This window comes from Trichloromonas sp., assembly GCF_034006665.1.
Lineage (GTDB): Bacteria > Desulfobacterota > Desulfuromonadia > Desulfuromonadales > Trichloromonadaceae > Trichloromonas.
Genome location: NZ_JAVESI010000003.1, coordinates 115,729 through 136,694 on the forward strand (window position 1 = coordinate 115,729; position 20,966 = coordinate 136,694).

Sequence of the window (20,966 nt, forward strand, 5' to 3'; positions counted from 1 at the left end):
GGAGGATGGACGAGGCGTTTGTCGAACGGGTAGCAAATTGTCGCCGCTGTCCGCGCCTGGTTGACTATCTGCGGACGCTGCCGGCGAAAGGCGGTCGCACCCGGCAGGACTACTGGAACCGTCCGGTACCCGGCTTCGGCGATCCCCAGGCGCGGGTGTTTCTGGTTGGCCTCGCCCCCGGCGCCCACGGTGCCAACCGCACCGGCCGACCCTTCACCGGCGACGGTGCCGGAGATTTCATGTATCCTCTGCTGTACCGGGCCGGTTTCGCCAGTTGCCCGGAGGTTTCCCATGCCGGCGACGGTCTGTACCTGACCGATCTCTACATCAGTAACGCAGTCAAATGCGCGCCGCCGGAAAACAAGCCCCTGCCTGCTGAATTTGCCCAGTGTCGCCCCTTTCTGGCGGCGGAACTAGGCGCTTTGCCCCGGCTCAAGGTGGTGCTGGCCCTCGGCCAGGGCGCCTTCACCAGTTGCCTGCGTCTTTTCAAGGAAGAGGGGCTGGTGGCCCGGCTCGCTGATTACCCCTTTGGCCACGGCGCGGCCTATCCCCTGACCAATGGCCTGACCCTGGTCGCCAGTTACCATAGCAGCCGCTACAATGTGCAGACCGGGCGGATCAATGCCGCCATGTTTCTCGATCTGCTGACTCGGGTTCGGGAAATTGCCGCCCGAGAAAACGGTTGAAATGGAGCAAGGCTTCGATTAATGTAGAAAATTCGTTCTGGCATAAGGTGCGGCCGACGCCTGCCTCGCCGTGGGCGAACGCGCGGAAACGGTATTTTACTCCGCTCCCGGACCGACCGCCGAGTTCACGCCGAAACTCAATAATCAAGAGGTAGACATATGTCCTGGTTCAAGCGCTCCAAGGCGCCCATCGCCGAAGTGGAATCGAAACATGTCCAGATGCCCGAAGGGGTCTGGATCAAATGCAAGAACTGCAACGAGATCATCTACACCAAGGAAGTCGAGCGCAACCTCAACGTCTGTCCCAAATGCGACTACCACTTCCGCATTTCCGCCCGGGAACGGATCAGTCTGATTATCGACCAGGGATCCTTTGCCGAGATGGACGCTGCCATGGAGTCGGTGGACTTCCTCGATTTCAAGGATTCCAAGCGCTACAAGGACCGCATTCGCGCCGCCGTCAAGAAGAGCAGCGGCGATGCGGTGATCTGCGGCAAGGGAACGATCGAAGGTTTGCCGGTGGCTGTTGCTGTCTTTGACTTCGGCTTCATGGGCGGGAGCATGGGGTCGGTGGTCGGGGAGAAGATCACCCGGGTCATTGAGCTGGGGCTGGAAAAACGTTGTCCGGTCCTCGTCTTCTCCTCTTCCGGGGGGGCGCGCATGCAGGAGAGCATCCTCTCGCTCATGCAGATGGCCAAGACCAGCGCGGCTTTGGCCAAGCTGAAAAAGGCCGGCATTCCCTTTATCTCGGTACTGACCGATCCGACCACCGGTGGCGTGACCGCCAGTTTCGCCATGCTTGGCGACATCAACATGGCTGAGCCCAAGGCACTCATTGGTTTTGCCGGGCCCCGGGTTATCGAACAGACCATCCGCCAGACCTTGCCCGAGGGGTTCCAGCGCTCCGAATATCTGCTGGAACACGGCATGGTCGATATGATCGTCCGGCGCCAGGAAATGAAGCAGCGGCTCTCCCAGATTCTGCGGATCTTCACCAAGAGTTGATCCGTGGCCTATCGGGAGAGCCTCGACTACCTCTATGGGCTGCAGAAATTCGGGATCAAGCTGGGGCTGGACAACATCCGCGCTCTGCTCGATCGCCTCGGGCACCCGGAGCGCACCTACGGTGTCATCCACGTCGCCGGCAGCAACGGCAAGGGTTCGGTTTGTGCCTTTCTCGACCGCATGCTGCGCGAAACGGGGTTGCGGGTCGGGCTTTATACTTCTCCCCATCTCCATTCCTTCACCGAACGCATCCGGGTGAACGGTACGCCCATCACCGAAGGGCAAGTGGCGGCCTACACTGCGGAGTTGCGTAAGGTCGCGGGGGATATTCCGAGTACCTTTTTTGAGTTCACCACCGCCATGGCCCTGCTCCACTTCCAGCGGGAAGGGGTCGATTTCGCGGTTCTGGAGACAGGTATGGGTGGGCGGCTCGACGCCACCAACGCCGTAGAATCTCCCCAAGTGACCGTCATCACTTCGATCTGTCGCGATCACGCCAGCCATCTCGGCGGCGATCTGACGACCATCGCCGGCGAAAAGGGTGGAATCATCAAACCTGGCGTCCCCCTGGTGCTGGGACGTCAGGATCCCCAGGTCGATCGGGTGCTTCATGCTCTGGCCCGGGAGAAGCAGGCTCCGGTTCGCGATGTCGGCAGCGTCCTCGGCCCCAAGGGGGATGACGCCCCTTTGTCGTGGCACGGTCATCGTTGGGAGGTGGAAGGGCTTCGTCCCGGTCTCCTTGGCGCCCATCAGCGGGAGAATCTCGCCCTGGCCTTGGCGGCGGCAGAGCTTCTCGCCGAGCAGGGTGCTCCCCTGATCCCGGCGACCGTCCGCGCGGGAATAGCCAAGACGCGTTGGCCCGGCCGCCTGGAGTGGTGGGACGAGGAGCGCGATATCCTTCTCGATGGCGCCCATAATGAGGGGGGGGCGGCGGTCCTCGCCGATTATCTGCGTTATCTCATGCCCCGCGTGGTGCGCTGGGTTGTCGGGTTGAAAGGGGATAAGGAGGCTGCCGCGATCCTTGCTCCGCTGCTGCCCTTTGTTGCGGAACTCTATTGCACGGTGCCGCCGGTGGAAGAGGCGGTTCCACCGGAGACCTTGGCCTGCCTGGGGCGGGACGCCGGGCGCCCGGCCCGGGTCTTTGCCGGTTGCGGTGCGGCTCTGGAGGCCGCCCTTTCAGAGCGGCGGCCGGGTGAAGTCATTTTGGTGGCCGGCTCCCTCTTTCTGGTGGCGGCGGCCCGGGAATATCTGGCCGGAGGCGAGCCGATCGCGGATCCCCTGTTATGATGGTGTCTGGACCCACCTGTGGGTTTTCCTCGGTAAAGGATCCTTTGCTGTGATGCGAGTTGGGCTGCTTTTTTTCCTTTTGATGATCTTTTGCTGGGCGGCTCCGGTGCAGGCGCGCCTGACTTTCGGTATCGTTCCCCAGTCCACCCGTTTTTTTCCTTCTGTGGAACGGGCCCAGGCTTTGGCCGATTACCTGGCCCGGCGCCTTGGTGAAGAGGTGGTGGTGCAGGAATTCCAGCAGGTCGCCGACCTCCACGAATCGCTGAACCGTTACCGGAGCGTCGACATGGCGGCCTTTACCGTCGATTACGTACGCCGCCAACTCGCCGGTGAGTTCGAGATTTTGGCCACGGTTGTCCCTCTCTCCTCCGCTTCCGGAGAAGCCAGCGATTTCGTGGTCGCCCGCCAGGGGGTGCGACGCGGATTGCGCAATCGCCTGGAAGTGACCTTGACGGCCATGGGCGGCGATCCGGAAGGGCGGCAACTGCTCGCCGCTTCGGGAGTCTCCCACTTGGTTGGCGCGAAGGTTTCTTCCCCTGCTGTATTTGTTGCCGAGTCCGTGCGGGAGGAAGTCCCAGCCCTTGCCGCTACGCCGGCGGAGTCAACGGAGGTGTCCCGTACCTCAGCTTCGCCGGAACTATCCGGAGATGCTCCACGGCCTTCCGCCCCAACCCCGGCGGAAGCTCCCTTGACGTCCGAAACTTTCCCCGCGGTTGTTGCGCCGCCGGTTCCTCCCGTGGTGGAGGTCGCGTCGCCGGTCGTTCCCTCCCCAACGGGACCGGGTCTTCAGGATCTGAGTGGCCCCGCCCCGGTCAATCTTGAAGCCGATGAGTTGAGCTATGATCGGGAAGCTTCCCTGTATACGGCGCGTGGTAGTGTGCGTCTGACCAAGGGGGGGGTAACCCTCGACGCGGATCAGATGCTCTTTAACGACCTGACCGGGGATGCCAACGCGACTGGAAATGTCTATCTAACCGATCCTTTGGGAACTTTGTGGGCGGAACAGGCCGATTACAACATGCAGACGGGAGTGGGCCGGATCCGCAGTGGCAAGGTCTTTATCAAGGAACATAACTTCCACCTGGCCGGCGACGAACTGAAGCGGATCGGCGAGCAGGATTACCAGTTGGAAAGAGGCTTCTTTACGACCTGTGACGGCGAAGTCCCATCCTGGAAATTCGGCGCCCGGCATATCGATGTGACCCTGGGCAAATATGCCCGGGCCAGCAACGTTCTTTTCTATCTGCACGACTGGCCGGTCTTCTACCTCCCCTACATTGTCTTCCCCGCCAAGACCGAGCGGGAGTCGGGAATGCTCATGCCTCGCTTCGGCTACTCGGACAAGCGCGGCGCCGAATTGTCCCTTGCCTATTATCACGTGATCGCCCGCAATCAGGATGCGACCATCTACGTCGATTACCTCTCCGACTTCGGTATCGGTCAGGGCCTGGAATATCGTTACATCTTCGGTGCCGACAACGAAGGAACCCTGCGCGGTTATTACGTCAACAACATCCGTAACGAATACCTGCGCGACAAACTCAAGGATGAACCGGATCTGGCCGACACCCTTGATGAGGACGACCGTTACGCCTTGGAGTGGAATCATCACGGTACTCTCCCCGGCGCCTGGACGTTGAGTGCTGATGTGGAATATGTCAGTAATCGCGATTATTTCGACGAATTCGGTACGATTGCGGAGGAATATACCAAGGACCAATCCGAGTCAGTAGTCTATTTGAGTCACGCCTGGGAGAATAATATTTTTGCCGCCGAACTCGACTATACCCAGGATCTGGAATTTGATGACGATACGACCTTGCAACGCCTGCCGGAACTCCGTTTCGACGTTCTGCGCCGGCGCCTTGGCGAAAGCCCCTTCTTCTTTGGGGTCGGTTCAACCTATACTTACTTCTGGCGGGAAGAAGAAGTCGTTACCGGCGACTGGGAGACGAGCAGGATCAAAGGCCAGCGTCTGAATGTCCGTCCCTATCTTTCGGCGTTTTTCGCCCCGGTTCCCTGGCTTGAAGTCGTTCCGGAACTGGGCTACCGCGAACGTCTCTACGAAACATCGGCTTCCGGACCCGGTTCGGAGGATGCGGGTGTCTATGACTTTTCGCTGCGGATGGGAACCAGTTTTTCCCGTGTTTTCCATGGAGGGGTGGGCAGCTACCGGAAAATCCGTCACAGTATTGACCCGGAAGTGGTCTATTCGTATGTCCCCAATGAGTCTCAGGATCATCTGCCTTATTTTGACTCGCTGGACCGGATCGGTGTCGCCAATCGCGTCACCTACGCCTTGACCAACCGGTTCACCGCTCGCCTCGAACCCCAGCCCGGGGTGGTAGAGTATCTGGAATTTCTCAACTTCCGCCTGTCGCAAACGTACGATATCCGGCAGTTCCGGCATGATCGAGAGGATCTCAATGAGGTTGATCCCCTGTCGGACGTGCGCGCTGAACTGCTCTGGTCACCCACCCGTAATACCTTTTTCGATCTGGATGGCCGCTATGATTTCCATAGTCGCAGTTTGGAGGCGTTCAATGCGCGGTCCGGTTTGCGCGATCAGGGGGGAAACAGTCTTTCCGTTGACTACCGCTACACCCGTGATGAAACCGAGTATGCTACTGAGGGAACGGAGTATGTCGCGGGTACGGCCTCCCTGGCGTTGCTTGCGCCATTTTATTTTGGCTATCAGCACCGCTACGATATTCATGATCGGGTTACTCTGGAAAAGGTTTTTGATCTGGAGTATCGCTCTCAATGCTGGAGTCTGTTTCTGACCTTGCGGGATCGTCTTGACGAGCAGGAATATGTCCTGGTCTTTGCTTTGAGCGGACTTGGCAATGTGCTGCGCATGGGGGGTAATTTGGGGAGTACTCAGGCAAGCGAAGAATAGAACTTTTCTCCAATCAAAAAAAACGGCGAGTGCCGGTTTTTTTGATAGCCAAGAACTTAATTATTGACCGCAAATATTGTTCTTTGTTAATTTCTATGTGGTTTTGGCGGTCCCGCTGGCGGCGGCCGGGCCGCGTGTTTTTTTGGAGAAAGGAGGGTGGGGTTATTATTGGATTGCCGTGAATTCGTAAACTGATCGAGCACGAGGGAAAAATTGATGAAAAATTTTTGGAGACTGGTTATTATCGGGATGTTGTTGACTTTTACGCTGTCTGGGACAGAGGTCTTCGCGGTCCCGCAGGCTGCGACGGCGCAAAAGGCCGTCAACATCAACAGCGCCACATTGGAGCAGTTGGAAGCTCTCCCGGGGGTTGGCCCGGTTTCGGCTCAGCGGATCATCGACTACCGGGAAAAGAATGGACCCTTCAAGTCGGTGGAGCAACTGGTTGACGTCAAGGGGATCGGCGAGAAGTCACTGGCCAAGTTTCGTGGGCAGGTTGCCGTAAAGTAGTTGCGACGGCTTTGGGCTGATCTAAATCATTGGCATGTTTTTTCGGGCCGTGCCCTTCGGGGCCGGCCCGGTTTTTAGGATGCGTCCATGTCGGAAAAGGACTCGATGACCCGCAAAAACTGGTTTTCCCTCTGGCCCGTCTTGCTCGTCCTGGTGATTTTGGGGGTGGCGGTCTGGGGCGATAAAGGGATTTTGTGCGCTCTGCGCGCCAAACAGCAGAAAGAAGATCTGTTGCGCCAGGTCCAGGAGCTTGAAGCGGTTAATCAGGCGTTGCGCAAGGAGATTGAAAACCTCAAGTCCAATCCTCGCTACCTGGAAGGTATTGCCCGCAAGGATCTAGGCATGGTCAAGGAAGACGAACTTGTCTATCAATTCCGTGCCCATGGAAGGACGCCTCCCGCCGATACTCCCACCGCGAAAGGGGGAAAAGCCTCACGCCATTGAGGCTTTTCCCGGCAGACTTTTTCCGTTCCGATTTTCCCCGCCCGTTTTCCCTGGACCCTTTCTTGACAGTCGCCCATTTCCGAGGCTAGGATGAATGTCTGTTCCGGAAATTATGAGATGGGAGATTTTCAGCCATGACCCAGGATGTTCGAACTCTCTGCCCGCTCTGCGCCTGGCGGGCTCATTGCGCCAAGCGCTTTTCTCGCGGCGATGATTCTTCCCTGCACTGCCCCGATTTCAGCGAGGATATTCTCCTGCGTAAAGAGCGGGAAAAAGCCCGGGCGGCAGAGGAGGAGGGGCGTCAGAAGTAAGTTTGGCGCAGAGGGTAGGGAATTTTTCTTCTAGACCGGCCGGTTTCGCGGTGGGCCAGGGTTTTGCCGGAGATCCCGGCTTTGGAGGTGGGAAATGGTCATGCAGGTGCAGTCGCGCAGTCAGCGGCGCATGGAAAAGAAACATGCGATTATGCTGGTCGTCTTGCTATTGGTTATTTCCCTGATCAGTTTTTTTCTGGGGATCATGGTAGGACGAAGTTCTTCCGGAGCGCCTTCGGTGTCCGTTGAGTCCGCAACCCCTCCTTTACCCGTTCCTCCTCCCCTGGCCGAATCCCCACCGGCCCCCGAGACCGGAGTGCCTGCGGCACCCACCGTGGTGCCTGCTGTTGAGGAGGAACCGGAAAAGCCGACTTTGACCTTTTACGAAGCGCTGCCCAAGGGGGAATCGCCTCCCTTAGGTAGCGGCATCAACCTGCCTCCGCCGGGAAAAACCGTAAAGACTGACGCTCCGACAGCAAAAGCGGAACCCCACCGCCCGCTTCCGCCCGTCCTCGCGGCACCGGAGGCGGAAAAGGTCGACGTCGCGACTCCGGCACCGACTGTGAAAGCCGAGGCGCCCCCAACTCCCTTGCCCAAGCCGGTGGTCCAAGGTACTTTTGTCGTGCAGGTTGCCTCCTTCAAGAGTCTGGGCGACGCCAACGCCCTGCGGGACCGCCTTGGCAAAAAGGGATATGGGGCCTATGTCCAAGAGGCGAACCTCGGCGACAAGGGGGTCTGGCAACGGGTGATGGTCGGGCCGTATGCCGGAAACGAGGCGGTTACCCAAGTCGTGGAGCGGTTGAAAAACGAAGAACGTCTTTCCGGAATGATCAAAAAACAGTAAGTCGAATGTGAGTGACCGGCCCCTCTCGGCAGGTCCTTGGCGGCGAATTTTTTTGCTTGACTTGTTTCGATGTTGCGGGTAAATTCCCGTTTCTGTGACGCGGGGTGGAGCAGTCTGGTAGCTCGTCGGGCTCATAACCCGAAGGTCGAAGGTTCAAATCCTTCCCCCGCAACCAAAAAATCAAACCTCATAAAGGGTTGAGCATAAGAAGTTCAGCGGCGGTGTAGCTCAGTTGGTTAGAGCATGCGGCTCATATCCGCAGTGTCCGGAGTTCGAATCTCTGCACCGCCACCATTTCAAGCCCCCCTCCAGAGATTCTGGTGGGGGGCTTGTCTATTTGGCTTGCGAGATCTCCCGATGGATAAGCTTTTTCTCGAAAACATCCAAAGGTATTGCTTGCTGGCTCCGGGGGAGCGAGTGCTGGCGGCGGTCTCCGGCGGGGCCGATTCGCTGGCGCTGCTCGCGCTGTTGCAGCGCAATGCCCGAATTCTCGGGATCGATGTCGCGGCGGCTCATCTGGATCATTGTATCCGCCCGGAAAGTGGCGTGGACGCTGAGTTTGTGCGCCGTCTTTGCGCTTCCCTGGAAGTCCCGCTGTATCTCGGGGCGCGACCGGTTCCCGAGCTTGCCCGGTACTGGGGGGACGGGTTGGAGGCCGCCGCCCGCCGGGCCCGGCGGGAATTCCTTCTGGAGACGGCGATGGCGCAGGGCTGCGCGAAAGTGGCCCTCGGGCATCATCGCGGTGATCAGGCGGAAACCCTGCTGCATCGGTTGCTGCGCGGTTCCGGAAGTTCCGGTCTGGGTGCCATGCAGGCCTTTTCCCTGCCTTTCATCCGGCCTTTGCTTCCTTTTACCCGTGCCCAACTTCGGGCTTTTCTGGCGGACCTCGGTTGGTCCTTTGTCGAGGATGCCAGCAACCACGATCTTCGCTTTACCCGCAATCGCATTCGCCATCAGCTCCTGCCCCTCCTTGAAAACTTCAATCCCCGGATCGAAGAGCATCTTTTTCGCCTGGCGGCACGATTTTCCACGGAAGAGGACTTCTGGCGTGAGCGCGAGGACGAAGCCTTGGCACGGGCTTTTCTCGAACAGAAGGACGGGTTGCATTTGTCGCGCGGCGTCCTGCTGGCCCTTCATCCGGCCCTGTCGCCGCGGGTCTTGCGGCGCGCCCTGGCCTTGCTGCGTGGTGATCTGCGCGGCATAAGCGCACGCCATCTGCACGATCTGCAACGGTTGATTGAGGCCGAATCTCCCCAAGGCGAGCTTGATCTCCCCGGAGCCTGGATCGGCCGACGTTACGATCGATTGTGGATGCGCCGGCAACGGCCGCCGACCGTCGTTGTCGAACCTGTTGAAATAACAGCCCCCGGCAGTTATTTTTTCGCCGACGGCGGCGAATTGCGGGTGTCGGTGGCGGACCGTCCCGGGGAGGAGAACGTGTGGACCGCGGAATTTGACGGTACCCGCATCGATTTCCCGTTGTGGTGGCGGACCTTTCAACCGGGTGACCGTTTTCGGCCCGCGGGGGCCCCCGGCGGGAAGAAACTCAAATCCTTCTTCATCGACCATAAGGTCGAAAAGGAAACCCGGCGGCGCCTCTGGCTGCTGGCGAAGGATGAAATCCTCTGGGTCGCAGGGTTTCGGCGGTGTCAAGACTACCGCCCCGAAGCGGCATGCGGACGGGTTCTGCGCTTTGTTTATCGGCCCGGAAGGGCGGACGAAAACGGGTTGTGAAAACGCCGACCGTATGATAAGTTTTCGAGAACCCGCGCGATTTTCAGCTTGTGAGGGCTTGGCGCGGGTTCGTTGACGATAAATCAAGGTGCTTAGGGGGTACTGTGAATCAATTCTATAAAAATCTTGCACTCTGGCTGGTCATTTCCCTGGTTATGATCCTGCTCTTCAACATGATGACCCAGAAGGGGCAGGAGCAGAAACCGATTACCTACACGGCGTTTCTCGCGGCCGTGGAGGAGGGGCGGGTACGGGAAGTCACGGTGCAGGGTTCCAATGTTGAAGGCAAGTATCAGGACGATACCCTGTTCAAGACCTTCGTCCCGGATGACCCCGCGCTGATTGCCCAGTTGCGGGAAAAGGGGGTGGAGATTCAGGCTCGCCCCGCCGAGGACCGCAGCTTCTGGTTTACGTTGATGGTTTCCTGGGGGCCGATTCTGCTGCTGATCGCGGTCTGGGTCTTCTTTATGCGGCAGATGCAGTCCGGCGGCGGCAAGGCCATGAGTTTCGGCAAGAGCAAGGCCAAACTGCTCACCGAAAACCAGGCCCAGGTGACTTTTAAGGACGTGGCGGGGATTGACGAGGCCAAGGACGAACTGGAGGAGATCGTCTCCTTTCTGAAGGAGCCGAAGAAGTTCTCCCGCTTGGGTGGACGCATCCCCAAGGGGGTACTGCTCTGCGGCGCTCCCGGTACCGGCAAGACTTTGCTTGCCCGTGCCATCGCCGGTGAGGCGGGTGTCCCCTTTTTCTCCATCTCCGGTTCGGATTTCGTCGAGATGTTTGTCGGGGTCGGCGCCAGCCGTGTTCGCGACCTCTTCGTGCAGGGGAAAAAAAATGCCCCTTGCATCATCTTCATCGACGAGATCGATGCCGTCGGTCGTCACCGTGGCGCCGGCCTCGGTGGCGGTCATGACGAGCGGGAACAGACTCTCAACCAGTTGTTGGTAGAGATGGACGGCTTCGAGTCGAACGAGGGGGTCATCCTGATTGCCGCCACCAACCGGCCCGATGTCCTTGATCCGGCGCTTCTGCGCCCCGGTCGTTTTGACCGGCAGGTGGTGGTCCCCCGCCCCGACGTTAAGGGGCGCTTGAAGATTCTCAACGTCCATGCCCGCAAGATTCCCCTGGATGCCGACGTCGATATGGAAGTGGTGGCCAAAGGCACACCCGGCTTTTCCGGCGCCGATCTCGCCAACCTGATCAACGAAGCGGCCCTTCTGGCCGCCCGTGCCAACAAGAACCAAGTCAATATGGAAGATCTGGAGGCGGCCAAGGACAAGGTGATGATGGGGGCCGAACGGCGCTCCATGGTCATTACCGAGGAGGAGAAAAAGGTCACCGCCTACCACGAAGCCGGACATGCCCTGGTTGCCCTCTTCATTCCCGGTGCCGATCCGGTGCATAAGGTTTCGATCATTCCCCGGGGCCGCGCCATGGGCGTCACCATGTATTTGCCCGCAGAGGAAAAATACAACGAAACCCGGGACGGCTTGCATACCCGCATCTGCACCTTGCTCGGTGGTCGCGTTGCCGAGGAGATCATCTTTTCAAGCATCACCAGCGGCGCCAGCAACGACATCGAGCGGGCCACCGCCATCGCCCGCAAGATGGTCTGTGAGTGGGGGATGAGCGAGAAGCTCGGACCCCTGGCGTTCGGCGAGAAGGAGGGGGAGGTCTTCCTCGGTCGCGACATGGGCCATGTGAAGAACTACAGTGAGGCCACCGCCATTGAGATCGACGAGGAGATCAAGCGGATCGTCAAGGAAAATTACGAACGGACCCACCGGATCCTGGAGGAACAGAAGACCTCTCTGATTGCCGTGGCCGAGGCGCTTCTGGAGAAGGAAAACCTCGATGGTGCGGAGATCCGTGCCCTGGTCTTCGGGACATCGGGGGAGAGAGTCGTTCCCGAAACGGTAGCCTGATGGCCGCTTTGCCGCGCCTCCTGCAGGTGACGGATGAGGCCGGAGCCCGCCGCGAACTGCTTCGGATCGGCGTCGATCCGGCGGGGGTTGCGCGGATGGCGGACAAGATGGTGGGGCGACTGGTCAAGTTGGTTGATGTGTCCTGTCCCGCCGCGAATATCCTCAAGCAGGAAATGCTTTCTCTGGGCGGCGATGCCGCCGTGGCCCGGGGGAGTGTCGCCTGTTCGCTTCCCACGACCGATGTCTTGTTGATCGGGTCGCTTAAGCAGCTCAGGCTGCTGGTCGAACGTCTCGGCCGGCAGCCTTTTGGCCTGCGCGAGCAAGCGGACCGGATCGGCGTTCTGCTGCAGCGCCTGGAACATCCGCCGACCTTTTTGTGCGGTCGGGGTTTGCGGCTGGAACTGGATCGGCCGCGGATCATGGGAATTCTCAACGTCACTCCCGACTCCTTTTCCGATGGTGGCCGCTACCGGTCGTTGCCCGCCGCCTTGGAGCGGGCACGGGAGATGGAGCGGGACGGGGTCGATCTGATCGATGTCGGGGGGGAGAGCACCCGACCCGGCGCTCCGGTTGTTTCTTCGCAGGAGGAGATTGATCGGGTCGTGCCGGTAGTCGAAGCCTTGGGCCGGGAAATTTCCTGCCCGATTTCGGTCGATACCAGCAAAAGCGCCGTGGCCCGTGCCGCCCTAGCCGCCGGTGCCCATTTCATTAACGACGTCAGCGGGCTTCATTTCGATCCGCCATTGGCCGAAGCCGTTGCGCAGGCTGGTGCCGGGCTGTTCCTCATGCATACCCGCGGTGCCGCCGCGACCATGCAGGCCGATACCGCATATCGCGATCTGACCGGCGAGATCCTCGAATACCTGCAGGTGGGGATAACGCGGGCGGAGGCGGCGGGGATTCCCTTGGACCGTCTGGCGGTCGACCCGGGGATCGGCTTCGGCAAGAACGCCTCCGGCAATCTCGAAATACTGCGCCGTCTCGGGGAATTCCGGGCGCTGGGGCGGCCGATCCTGCTGGGCACCTCCCGCAAAAGTTTTATCGGCAAGATTCTCGATCAGCCCGAGCCTGCCCGGCGGCTCTACGGAACTTTGGCGACCGTGGTCCTTGGGGTTCGGGAAGGGGCGATGATTCATCGGGTGCATGAGGTCGCCCCGGCGCGGGAGGCGGCCCTGATGGCCTGGGCGGTACACGGCGGAGGGGTCGCGACGGAAACCCTTTGATGGGATTGGTGCACATGGCGGTGTTGTTCGATGGGCTGAAAAATTTCCGGTGGCTGCTCGACGTGCTCGATATCGGCTTGGTCGCGTTTGTCATCTACCGGATCATGCTGCTCATCAAGGGCACCCGCGCCGTGCAGATGCTTCTCGGCTTGGCCGTCATTCTCGGGGTCTATGTCTCCTCTCAAGTCAGCGGCCTCTACACTCTGCACTGGATTCTCGACAACTTCCTCTCCTCAATCATTCTGGTCATCGTCGTCCTCTTTCAGAACGACATCCGCCGGGCGTTGATTCACGTCGGCCGCAACCCCTTTTTCGCCGATCTCTCCTACAAGGAAGAGACTGAGGTCATGGATGAGTTGGTCAAGGCTTGCGTCAATATGGCCAGCAAGCGTATCGGCGCGCTGATCGTCATCGAGCGGGAAACGGGTCTCAAAGATTTCCTCGAAGTCGGCATCGAGATCGATGCCAAGGTTTCCAGCGATCTCATCACCTCGATCTTTCTTCCCTACTCCCCCATTCATGACGGTGCCCTGGTTTTCCAACAGGGGCGCATCAAGCGCGCGGGCTGTTTCTTGCCCATCTCCCAGAACCCCGACATCAGTAAGACCCTGGGTACCCGCCATCGTGCCGCCATCGGCCTGACCGAACTGGTCGATGCCGTGGCCATTGTCGTTTCGGAGGAGACGGGCAAAATTTCCGTCGTGGTCGGCGGACGGATCACCCGCGATCTCGATTCCACCTCCCTGAAGCGAGTTCTCACCAGGCTTTTCGAACCTCGCGACGGCAAGCCCAAGAAAAAGCGGTAGACCATGTTCAGGAGACTGACCGAAAATCTCTTTCTTAAACTGCTGTCTCTGGCCTTTGCCTTGATCCTGTGGTTTTTTGTCATGGGCGAGCAGAAGCAGGAGCTTTCCTATGCGATCCCACTGGCCATCAAGAACCTTCCGGCCGATCTGATGGTGGCCAACGAAATTCCCAGCCAGGTCGATGTCCGCATCAGCGGTCCGCGGACGCTTTTGGTGAACATCGATCCCAAGGATCTGGGGATTGCCGTCGACCTGAAGGGACTGCAGCCGGGATTGACCTCCTTTAAACGCCTAGAGGAACTCTTCAATCTTCCCGGTGCCCTGAAAATCACCCGTCTGTCCCCCTCCTTTGTTGATGTCAAGCTGGAACGGATCAAGAGCAAAAAGGTTCCGGTCAAGATCGTCGTCAGCGGCACCCCCACCCCCGGATACGAACTGAGCGAGATTCGGCTGACTCCGGCCGAGGTGCTGGTGGAGGGGGCGGAAGGGGAACTCAAGAATGTCGCCCAAGTGGAGACCGATCCGGTGGAGATCGAAGGGCTGCAAGACAGCTTTAGTCTGATTGTCCCCATCGACTATCGCGGTCGCTACACCTATCTCAAGGAAGATCGCACCGTCGAAGTGCTTGTGACCATTGTTAAATTGCCGGAACCGGCTCCCCCCGAACCTGATATGGATGAGGGTGAACCGAGAGGAGAAGCGAAGGAATGACCAAGAAACTATTCGGCACGGACGGCGTGCGCGGGGTCGCCAACATTCATCCCATGACTACTGAGATCGTCATGCAGCTGGGCCGCGCTGCCGCCTATATCTTCAAGGATAAGACCGCCGACCGCAGGCATCGCATCGTCATCGGCAAGGATACCCGACTGTCTGGTTACATGATCGAGAACGCCCTAGTGGCGGGGATCTGCTCCATGGGGGTGGATGTGCTCCTGGTGGGGCCGTTGCCGACCCCGGGGATCGCCTTCATCACCTCGTCCATGCGCGCCGATGCCGGGGTGGTGATCTCCGCCTCCCACAACCCCTATCAGGACAACGGCATCAAGTTTTTCGACCACACCGGTTTCAAGCTGCCCGACGAGACTGAACTGAAGATCGAGGATCTGATCTATTCGAAGAAGATCGACTCCCTGCGGCCAGTCGCCTCGGAGGTTGGCAAGGCTTTCCGCATGGACGACGCCAAGGGGCGTTACGTCGTCTTTCTCAAGGCGTCTTTTCCCAAGGATCTCGATCTCAAGGGCCTGCGCATCGTTCTCGACTGCGCCAATGGTGCGGCCTACAAGGTGGCGCCGGCGGTTCTCGAGGAACTCGGCGCCGAAGTCATCCCCCTGGGGATCTCCCCCAACGGCACCAACATCAACGACGGCTGCGGTTCCCTGCATCCCCAGGTCATCGCCGACGCGGTGGTGGAAAATCGCGCCCATCTCGGCATGGCGCTCGATGGCGATGCCGACCGGGTCATTTTCGTCGACGAATTCGGCAACGAGGTCGACGGCGACCACATCATGGCGATCTGCGCCACGGATATGCTGGCCAAGGGGCAGTTGGCGAAGAAGACCCTGGTGGCGACGGTGATGAGCAACATGGGGCTCGATATCGCCCTGAAAAAGGCCGGCGGCCAGGTGGTGAAGACCGCCGTCGGTGATCGCTACGTGGTGGAGGAGATGGTGCGACACGGCTATAACCTTGGCGGCGAGCAATCGGGGCACATGATCTTTCTCGATCACAACACCACCGGCGACGGCATGCTTTCCGCACTGCAGGTGCTGGCGATCATGCAGCGCAGCGGCAAGCGTCTCTCGGAACTGGCTGGGGTGATGATCTCCCTGCCCCAGGTGCTGCTCAATGTTCGGGTCAAGGAACGGCGGGACATCAGCCAGATTCCCGAGGTGCAAAGAGTCATTGATGCCGTCGAGGAAAAATTGGCGGGCAAGGGGCGGGTATTGATCCGCTATTCCGGAACTGAGCCGCTGTTGCGGATCATGCTCGAAGGGCAGGACAAGTATCAGATCACCGAAATGGCCCAAGAGATCGGCGCTGCCATCGAGTGCCACCTGGGCGGCAACAGGGAGGAGCTATACTCTAGTCTTGCCAATAGTGCGCCTTAGTGTATAATTATGTCTATGGAAAACACTATAAGCACAGGCAAGGCAGCGAAGCTGCTGGGCGTATCGGTCAAGACGCTGCAACGCTGGGAGCGTGAGGGACGGTTGATACCGGTGGCGCGAACGGACAGCAACCGGCGCTTGTATACCGAAGCACAAATCCGCGAGTTCATTGGCTTGCGCAATGCGGTATCTGAGCCAACGCGGCTGGTTGCCTACTGCCGCGTGTCCAGCGCTGCCCAGAAACCCGATCTCGCCAATCAGCGCAAGGTTCTGGAAGAGTTCGTTGTGGCAAAAGGGCTGGCGAACGTCGAATTTATCGAAGAAGTCGGCAGCGGCCTGAATTTCAAGCGCAAGCGGTTTCTGATGCTGATGGACGAAATCGGGCGAAGGGAAGTCAAGATGCTGATACTCGCCCATCGTGACCGGCTTACGCGGTTCGGCTTTGAGTGGTTCGAGCATTTTGCCAAGGTCAATGGCTGTGAACTGCTGGTGCTCAATCAGGAGCGTCTGTCGCCGGTGCAGGAAATGGTGCAAGACCTGATGACCATTGTACATTACTTTTCGTCACGGCTGTACGGGTTGCGAAATTACCGAAAAAAACTGGACGAGGCACTGAAGAAGGATGCGGGGCTTGATGTACCCGGCTGAAGGGGATTGAAACGATGCAACTGTCCCACAAAATCGCGCTTTTCCCGACCCCGGAACAGGCCGACTACTTCAATCGTGCCTGTGGCACGGTACGCCGCGTCTGGAATTGGGCGCTTGCTGAGTGGAACCGGCAGTACGCGGCGGGACAAAAGCCTAACGCGATGGCGCTGAAAAAACAGTTCAACGTGATCAAGGACAGCGATCCGCAATGGCTCGACGAGAACGGGCAGCCGTGGCTCAAGACGATTCATCGTGATGCCCACGCTCAACCCTTCGCCCATCTGGCAAAAGCCTGGAGCCGATTCTTCGCTGAGATCAAGGCTGGGAAGCCGGCGCACGACCCTCAATTCAAGAAAAAGGGGTGCTGCCGCGACAGTTTCTATGTGGCAAACGACAAATTCAGCATGGACGGTATGCGGATTCGCCTGCCAAAAATTGGCGAAGTCGCCATGACCGAGGCGTTGCGTTTCGATGGGAAGGTCATCGGCGCGACGGTTTCCCGCCGCGCGCAGCGCTGGTTTGTAGCGATTCAGGTTGAAGTTCCCGATGCGCAGTTTTACCGGACAAGGGCAGCGAATGGCGTGACCGGCGTCGATCTTGGCATCAAGGCGGCCGCCACGCTCTCCAATGGCGAAGCCATCGAAGCGCCCAAGCCGCTCAAAGCGGCGTTACGCAGGCTGAAAATCCGTAGCCGAAGCATGAGCCGAAAGATCGAGGCGGCCAAAATAACCGCAGGCTTTTCACCCAACGCCCGTTTGCCCAAAGGCACGAGACTACCCATATCCAATAACCACAGAAAGTCCGCCGCGACCTTGGCAAGGCTGCACGCCCGCATTGCCAATATCCGAGCGGATTTCACCCTCAAGCTCACGACCCGACTTTGCCGCGAAAACCAAGCGGTGGTGATTGAGGATTTGCACGTCAAAGGCATGTTGGCGAACGACAAACTCGCCCGCGCCATCAGCGACGTGGGCTTTGGCATGTTCCGCTCGCAGATGGAATACAAGGCCCAGCGCTACGGCACCCGATTGGTGATTGCTGGTCGCTGGTATCCGAGCAGCCGCCTGTGCTCCATCTGCGACTGGAAGAACGATGCGCTGACGCTCAAGGATCGGCAATGGACATGCCCACAATGCGGCACCTGCCATGACCGTGACCACAACGCGGCGCTCAATCTAAAACGGCTGGCACCCGCAACTGCCCTACCCGTGGCGAGTCCGTCCAGCAATGGCGGCACTACGGCAGAGACCGTCTCTGCCGTAGTCGGGAAAGTAACGCCTGTCAGATACGAAGGTGGTCAGCAAGACACGTCGGGGCAGGAAAAGAACCGTGCGCACGATTGCGCACTTTTTTGAAAGCAGAAATAACCATGGCGCGACTGGGAGTCAATGTCGATCATGTCGCCACCGTCCGCCAAGCGCGGGGGACCAGTGAACCCGATCCGGTAACGGCGGCGGCCCTGGCCGAGCTCGCCGGCGCCGACAGCATCACCGTTCATCTGCGCGAGGACAGGCGGCATATTCAGGATCGCGACCTCTTGCTTTTGCGGCAAACGATCAAGACCCGTCTCAATCTGGAAATGGCGGCGACCGAGGAGATGGTCGACATCGCCCTCAAGGTCCGTCCCGATTCCGTTACCCTGGTGCCGGAGAAGCGCGAGGAACTGACTACCGAAGGGGGGCTGGATGTCCTGCGCCATCGCCGGCTCCTGAAGAAACCGATCGAAACGCTGCGTCAGGAAGGGATCGTTGTCAGCCTCTTTGTCGATCCGGATCTGGAGCAGATCAAGGAAGCCCACCGACTGGGCAGCGATGCCGTTGAGATCCACACCGGCGCCTATTGCGAAACCCGCCACTACGATCAGCGCTATGCCGAGCTGATCAAGATTCAGGAGGCGGTTCGTGCCGGCGGCAAGCTTGACTTGGGGGTCAATGCCGGCCATGGTCTCAACTACCAGAATGTGCAGGATGTGGTGGCGCTCGGTGGCATCGACGAATTCAATATCGGCCACAGTATCATTTCCCGGGCGGTTCTGGTCGGTCTGGAGCGGGCGGTGCGCGAGATGGCCGCCCTGATTCGGTCGGGAGAGTAGTCGTGGCGATCGCCGGGATCGGCACCGACCTGAGCCGTGCGTCCCGTTTTCGCCGCTTTCTCGAAAAGGGCAATCAGGCCCTCATTCAGCGGATTTTCACCCCGGGCGAACAGGCCTACTGCCTGCCGAAGCCCGATCCCGCACCGCATCTGGCCGCCCGTTTCGCGGTCAAGGAGGCCTTTCTCAAGGCTCTCGGCCTCGGGCTGCGGGAGGGAATCCGCTGGCAGGACATGGAGGTGGTCCGCGACGATCTGGGCAAACCCTCCTTGGCTGTCAGCGGGCGGGCCGCGGAAATACTCGCCGAGCGGGGAATCCATGCGATTCATCTTTCCTACAGTCATGAGGGGGATTACGCCAACGCCACAGTGATTCTGGAGGAAACACTATGAAGTTGTTGACCGCCGCGCGAATGCGCGAACTCGACCGTCAGGCCATCGAAGATATCGGAATCCCCGGCGTGGTTCTCATGGAAAATGCCGGGCGAGGAGCCGCCGAGCGGCTCTGTCGACATTATGGCGAGACCTTTCCCGGGCCGGTGCTGATCCTTGCGGGGAAGGGGAACAACGGCGGCGACGGGTACGTCATCGCCCGGCATTTGCTCAATCGGGGATGGCAGGTGCGGACCCTGGTTCTCGCCGAAGCGGAGACGATCACCGGTGATGCCTCGGTCAATCTCGATGTCCTGATGCGCATGGGCGGCGAAGTGACATTCGTCCCGGACGAGCATCGTCTGCTCACGATTCTGGGCGAGCTCGGGCCGGTTCGCTTGGTGGTCGACGCCATTTTCGGCACGGGCCTTGGTGCCCCGGTGCGTGGCCACTACGGGCGGGCTATCGACTGGATCAACGAGTCCGGGCGGCCGGTGGTGGCCGTCGATATGCCTTCCGGCATTGAGGCTACCCAGGGAGCCCTGCTTGGCAAGGCGGTACGTGCCGACCTGACCCTGACCTTCGCCGCGGCGAAGTTGGGGCAGGCCCTCTATCCCGGTCGAGCCCGGGTTGGAACCCTGGAGGTTCTCGATATCGGCATTCCCGCACCCCTGCTGGCGGCTTGCGAGGATGACTTCCGTCTCGTCACCGCTGTCGAAGCTGCGCCTTTGCTCCCCGCACGTCCGGTGACCGGACACAAGGGAACCTTTGGCCATCTGCTGGTGGTGGCCGGTTCCCGGGGCAAGACCGGCGCGGCGGCGCTGACCGCCGAGGCGGGCCTGCGCATGGGCGCCGGTCTGGTGACTTTGGGCTGTCCGCTATCGGTTCAAACGGCGATGGCGATCAAGCTCACCGAGGTGATGACCGCGCCTCAGGCCGAGACCGAGGGTGCCTTGGCCCTGGCGTCCTGGGACGAACTTCGCGAACTGTGGCAGGATAAGGAGGCCCTCGCGCTTGGCCCGGGTCTCGGCCAACTCCCGGAAACGGCAGAACTGGTGCGGCAGCTGGTGCGCGAATGCCCCCTGCCCATGGTCATCGATGCCGACGGTCTCAACGCCCTTGGGCCGCATCCCAGCTTCTTTCGGGAACTCCCCGATCTGCAGGCGGTTCTGACGCCCCATCCCGGCGAGATGTCCCGCCTGACCGGGACGTCCGTGGCCGACATCGAGGCCGACCGGGTCGGCGCAGCCCGTCGTTTCGCCCTGGATTACCGGGTGACCCTGGTGCTCAAGGGGGCGCGCACCGTTGTCGCCTTGCCCGACGGCCGGGTGCGGATCAATGCCGGCGGCAATCCAGGCATGGCCAGCGGCGGCATGGGCGATGCCTTGACCGGGATCATCGGCGGACTCTTGGCGCAAGGTCTGACGACGGAGACCGCCGCCATCCTCGGGGTTTACCTGCATGCTCTGGCCGGGGACCGTCTCGCCGCCTGTCAGGGAAACTCCGGGCTCTTCGCCTCTGACCTGCTGCGGGAAATCCCCGCCGCCCGCGCCGCCTTGGCCGCCGGGGAAGTCGAGGACGGGTTTTCGCGAGGTTTTTATTCCATCAACGAGGAGATTTCATGCTGACTGCGAAAGATATCATGACCACCGACGTCCATACCGTGACCGCCGAGACCGAGGTGGATGAACTGGCCCGCCTGTTCGCCCGCCACAACGTCAACGCCCTGCCGGTGGTGGACAGCGAAGGTCATCTGGAAGGGGTGGTGACGGAGACGGATCTGGTCGAGCAGGACAAGCCCCTGCATATCCCCACGGTTGTTTCCATTTTCGATTGGGTCTTCTATCTGGAAAGCGAAAAGACCTTTCAGGATGAAGTCAAGAAGATCACCGCCCGCAAGGTCGGCGAGATCTGTTCCCGCGAGGTGACCACTTGCGCCCCCGACACCCCGGTCGCCGACATCGCCGGGCTGATGGTCGACCGTTCGGTGCATCTGGTTCCTGTGGTCGAGGGCGAGAGGCTGGTCGGGGTGGTGGCACGCTTCGATATCATCCGTTCCATGCGTTCCTGAGC

General features: G+C 60.0%; 20 protein-coding genes and 2 tRNA genes. All 22 read left to right on the forward strand.

Annotated elements, in window-relative coordinates:
* Positions 1 to 5: 5 nt before the first annotated feature.
* The 22 genes from RBR25_RS02555 (at position 6) to RBR25_RS02660 (ending at position 20,964) form a co-directional block, all read left to right on the forward strand.
* Positions 6 to 686 (forward strand): uracil-DNA glycosylase, encoded by a 681-nt coding sequence (locus RBR25_RS02555; RefSeq protein WP_432817956.1) that lies wholly within the window; start codon positions 6 to 8, stop codon positions 684 to 686.
* A gap of 159 nt (positions 687 to 845) precedes the next feature.
* Positions 846 to 1,691, forward strand: coding sequence for an acetyl-CoA carboxylase, carboxyltransferase subunit beta (gene accD, locus RBR25_RS02560; protein ID WP_432817957.1), 846 nt, complete (start codon positions 846 to 848; stop codon positions 1,689 to 1,691).
* Between the two features lie 3 nt (positions 1,692 to 1,694).
* Positions 1,695 to 2,978: a bifunctional folylpolyglutamate synthase/dihydrofolate synthase gene (locus tag RBR25_RS02565; protein ID WP_432817958.1), complete on the forward strand. Its 1,284-nt coding sequence runs from the start codon at positions 1,695 to 1,697 to the stop codon at positions 2,976 to 2,978.
* 52 nt (positions 2,979 to 3,030) lie between these two features.
* On the forward strand, positions 3,031 to 5,877 hold the full coding sequence (gene lptD / locus RBR25_RS02570) for an LPS assembly protein LptD (RefSeq protein WP_432817996.1): 2,847 nt from the start codon (positions 3,031 to 3,033) through the stop codon (positions 5,875 to 5,877).
* Positions 5,878 to 6,093: 216 nt separating this feature from the next.
* Positions 6,094 to 6,387: a ComEA family DNA-binding protein gene (locus tag RBR25_RS02575; protein WP_432817959.1), complete on the forward strand. Its 294-nt coding sequence runs from the start codon at positions 6,094 to 6,096 to the stop codon at positions 6,385 to 6,387.
* Positions 6,388 to 6,474: 87 nt separating this feature from the next.
* The gene (locus tag RBR25_RS02580; protein ID WP_432817960.1) at positions 6,475 to 6,831 is read left to right on the forward strand and encodes an FtsB family cell division protein; all 357 of its coding nucleotides are present in this window, start codon (positions 6,475 to 6,477) and stop codon (positions 6,829 to 6,831) included.
* A 134-nt stretch (positions 6,832 to 6,965) separates the two neighbouring features.
* Complete coding sequence (locus RBR25_RS02585; protein WP_432817961.1) at positions 6,966 to 7,142, forward strand: hypothetical protein; 177 nt, start codon at positions 6,966 to 6,968, stop codon at positions 7,140 to 7,142.
* A gap of 94 nt (positions 7,143 to 7,236) precedes the next feature.
* Positions 7,237 to 7,986: an SPOR domain-containing protein gene (locus RBR25_RS02590; protein WP_432817962.1), complete on the forward strand. Its 750-nt coding sequence runs from the start codon at positions 7,237 to 7,239 to the stop codon at positions 7,984 to 7,986.
* Positions 7,987 to 8,084: 98 nt separating this feature from the next.
* A tRNA-Met gene (locus RBR25_RS02595) sits at positions 8,085 to 8,161 on the forward strand.
* Positions 8,162 to 8,203: 42 nt separating this feature from the next.
* Positions 8,204 to 8,280: transfer RNA gene (locus RBR25_RS02600), tRNA-Met, on the forward strand.
* Positions 8,281 to 8,343: 63 nt separating this feature from the next.
* Positions 8,344 to 9,720 carry a tRNA lysidine(34) synthetase TilS gene (tilS, locus tag RBR25_RS02605; protein WP_432817963.1) on the forward strand — a complete coding sequence of 459 codons (1,377 nt, stop codon included), beginning with the start codon at positions 8,344 to 8,346 and terminating at the stop codon, positions 9,718 to 9,720.
* A 104-nt stretch (positions 9,721 to 9,824) separates the two neighbouring features.
* Positions 9,825 to 11,645: an ATP-dependent zinc metalloprotease FtsH gene (ftsH, locus tag RBR25_RS02610; RefSeq protein WP_432817964.1), complete on the forward strand. Its 1,821-nt coding sequence runs from the start codon at positions 9,825 to 9,827 to the stop codon at positions 11,643 to 11,645.
* Entirely contained in the window at positions 11,645 to 12,868 is a 1,224-nt protein-coding gene (gene folP, locus RBR25_RS02615) for a dihydropteroate synthase (protein WP_432817965.1), read from the forward strand. The genes ftsH and folP overlap by 1 nt, the downstream gene beginning before the upstream one ends.
* Positions 12,868 to 13,674 (forward strand): diadenylate cyclase CdaA, encoded by an 807-nt coding sequence (gene cdaA / locus RBR25_RS02620; protein WP_432817966.1) that lies wholly within the window; start codon positions 12,868 to 12,870, stop codon positions 13,672 to 13,674. The genes folP and cdaA overlap by 1 nt, the downstream gene beginning before the upstream one ends.
* Before the next feature lie 3 nt (positions 13,675 to 13,677).
* Positions 13,678 to 14,385: a CdaR family protein gene (locus RBR25_RS02625; protein ID WP_432817967.1), complete on the forward strand. Its 708-nt coding sequence runs from the start codon at positions 13,678 to 13,680 to the stop codon at positions 14,383 to 14,385.
* Complete coding sequence (glmM, locus tag RBR25_RS02630) at positions 14,382 to 15,785, forward strand: phosphoglucosamine mutase (RefSeq protein WP_432817968.1); 1,404 nt, start codon at positions 14,382 to 14,384, stop codon at positions 15,783 to 15,785. Before RBR25_RS02625 ends, glmM begins: the two co-directional genes overlap by 4 nt.
* A 9-nt stretch (positions 15,786 to 15,794) precedes the next feature.
* Positions 15,795 to 16,433, forward strand: a complete 639-nt coding sequence (locus RBR25_RS02635) for an IS607 family transposase (RefSeq protein WP_432817969.1) — start codon at positions 15,795 to 15,797, stop codon at positions 16,431 to 16,433.
* 14 nt (positions 16,434 to 16,447) lie between these two features.
* A complete protein-coding gene (locus tag RBR25_RS02640; protein WP_432817970.1) occupies positions 16,448 to 17,788 on the forward strand; it encodes an RNA-guided endonuclease InsQ/TnpB family protein in 1,341 nt (446 codons plus the stop codon).
* Positions 17,789 to 17,802: 14 nt separating this feature from the next.
* Entirely contained in the window at positions 17,803 to 18,525 is a 723-nt protein-coding gene (locus RBR25_RS02645) for a pyridoxine 5'-phosphate synthase (RefSeq protein ID WP_432817971.1), read from the forward strand.
* 2 nt (positions 18,526 to 18,527) lie between these two features.
* On the forward strand, positions 18,528 to 18,914 hold the full coding sequence (acpS, locus tag RBR25_RS02650) for a holo-ACP synthase (RefSeq protein WP_432817972.1): 387 nt from the start codon (positions 18,528 to 18,530) through the stop codon (positions 18,912 to 18,914).
* Positions 18,911 to 20,521, forward strand: coding sequence for an NAD(P)H-hydrate dehydratase (locus RBR25_RS02655; RefSeq protein WP_432817973.1), 1,611 nt, complete (start codon positions 18,911 to 18,913; stop codon positions 20,519 to 20,521). The genes acpS and RBR25_RS02655 overlap by 4 nt, the downstream gene beginning before the upstream one ends.
* On the forward strand, positions 20,515 to 20,964 hold the full coding sequence (locus RBR25_RS02660) for a CBS domain-containing protein (protein ID WP_432817974.1): 450 nt from the start codon (positions 20,515 to 20,517) through the stop codon (positions 20,962 to 20,964). The genes RBR25_RS02655 and RBR25_RS02660 overlap by 7 nt, the downstream gene beginning before the upstream one ends.
* Positions 20,965 to 20,966: the final 2 nt, after the last annotated feature.

What these genes read in the sequence shown, in the direction of transcription:
- RBR25_RS02555 (WP_432817956.1), top strand. Translation starts at nt 6, where the DNA reads ATGGACGAGGCGTTTGTCGAACGGGTAGCAAATTGTCGCCGCTGTCCG.
- accD (WP_432817957.1), top strand. Translation starts at nt 846, where the DNA reads ATGTCCTGGTTCAAGCGCTCCAAGGCGCCCATCGCCGAAGTGGAATCG.
- lptD (WP_432817996.1), top strand. Translation starts at nt 3,031, where the DNA reads ATGCGAGTTGGGCTGCTTTTTTTCCTTTTGATGATCTTTTGCTGGGCG.
- RBR25_RS02575 (WP_432817959.1), top strand. Translation starts at nt 6,094, where the DNA reads ATGAAAAATTTTTGGAGACTGGTTATTATCGGGATGTTGTTGACTTTT.
- RBR25_RS02580 (WP_432817960.1), top strand. Translation starts at nt 6,475, where the DNA reads ATGTCGGAAAAGGACTCGATGACCCGCAAAAACTGGTTTTCCCTCTGG.
- RBR25_RS02585 (WP_432817961.1), top strand. Translation starts at nt 6,966, where the DNA reads ATGACCCAGGATGTTCGAACTCTCTGCCCGCTCTGCGCCTGGCGGGCT.
- RBR25_RS02590 (WP_432817962.1), top strand. Translation starts at nt 7,237, where the DNA reads ATGGTCATGCAGGTGCAGTCGCGCAGTCAGCGGCGCATGGAAAAGAAA.
- tilS (WP_432817963.1), top strand. Translation starts at nt 8,344, where the DNA reads ATGGATAAGCTTTTTCTCGAAAACATCCAAAGGTATTGCTTGCTGGCT.
- folP (WP_432817965.1), top strand. Translation starts at nt 11,645, where the DNA reads ATGGCCGCTTTGCCGCGCCTCCTGCAGGTGACGGATGAGGCCGGAGCC.
- cdaA (WP_432817966.1), top strand. Translation starts at nt 12,868, where the DNA reads ATGGGATTGGTGCACATGGCGGTGTTGTTCGATGGGCTGAAAAATTTC.
- RBR25_RS02625 (WP_432817967.1), top strand. Translation starts at nt 13,678, where the DNA reads ATGTTCAGGAGACTGACCGAAAATCTCTTTCTTAAACTGCTGTCTCTG.
- glmM (WP_432817968.1), top strand. Translation starts at nt 14,382, where the DNA reads ATGACCAAGAAACTATTCGGCACGGACGGCGTGCGCGGGGTCGCCAAC.
- RBR25_RS02635 (WP_432817969.1), top strand. Translation starts at nt 15,795, where the DNA reads ATGTCTATGGAAAACACTATAAGCACAGGCAAGGCAGCGAAGCTGCTG.
- RBR25_RS02640 (WP_432817970.1), top strand. Translation starts at nt 16,448, where the DNA reads ATGCAACTGTCCCACAAAATCGCGCTTTTCCCGACCCCGGAACAGGCC.
- RBR25_RS02645 (WP_432817971.1), top strand. Translation starts at nt 17,803, where the DNA reads ATGGCGCGACTGGGAGTCAATGTCGATCATGTCGCCACCGTCCGCCAA.
- RBR25_RS02655 (WP_432817973.1), top strand. Translation starts at nt 18,911, where the DNA reads ATGAAGTTGTTGACCGCCGCGCGAATGCGCGAACTCGACCGTCAGGCC.
- RBR25_RS02660 (WP_432817974.1), top strand. Translation starts at nt 20,515, where the DNA reads ATGCTGACTGCGAAAGATATCATGACCACCGACGTCCATACCGTGACC.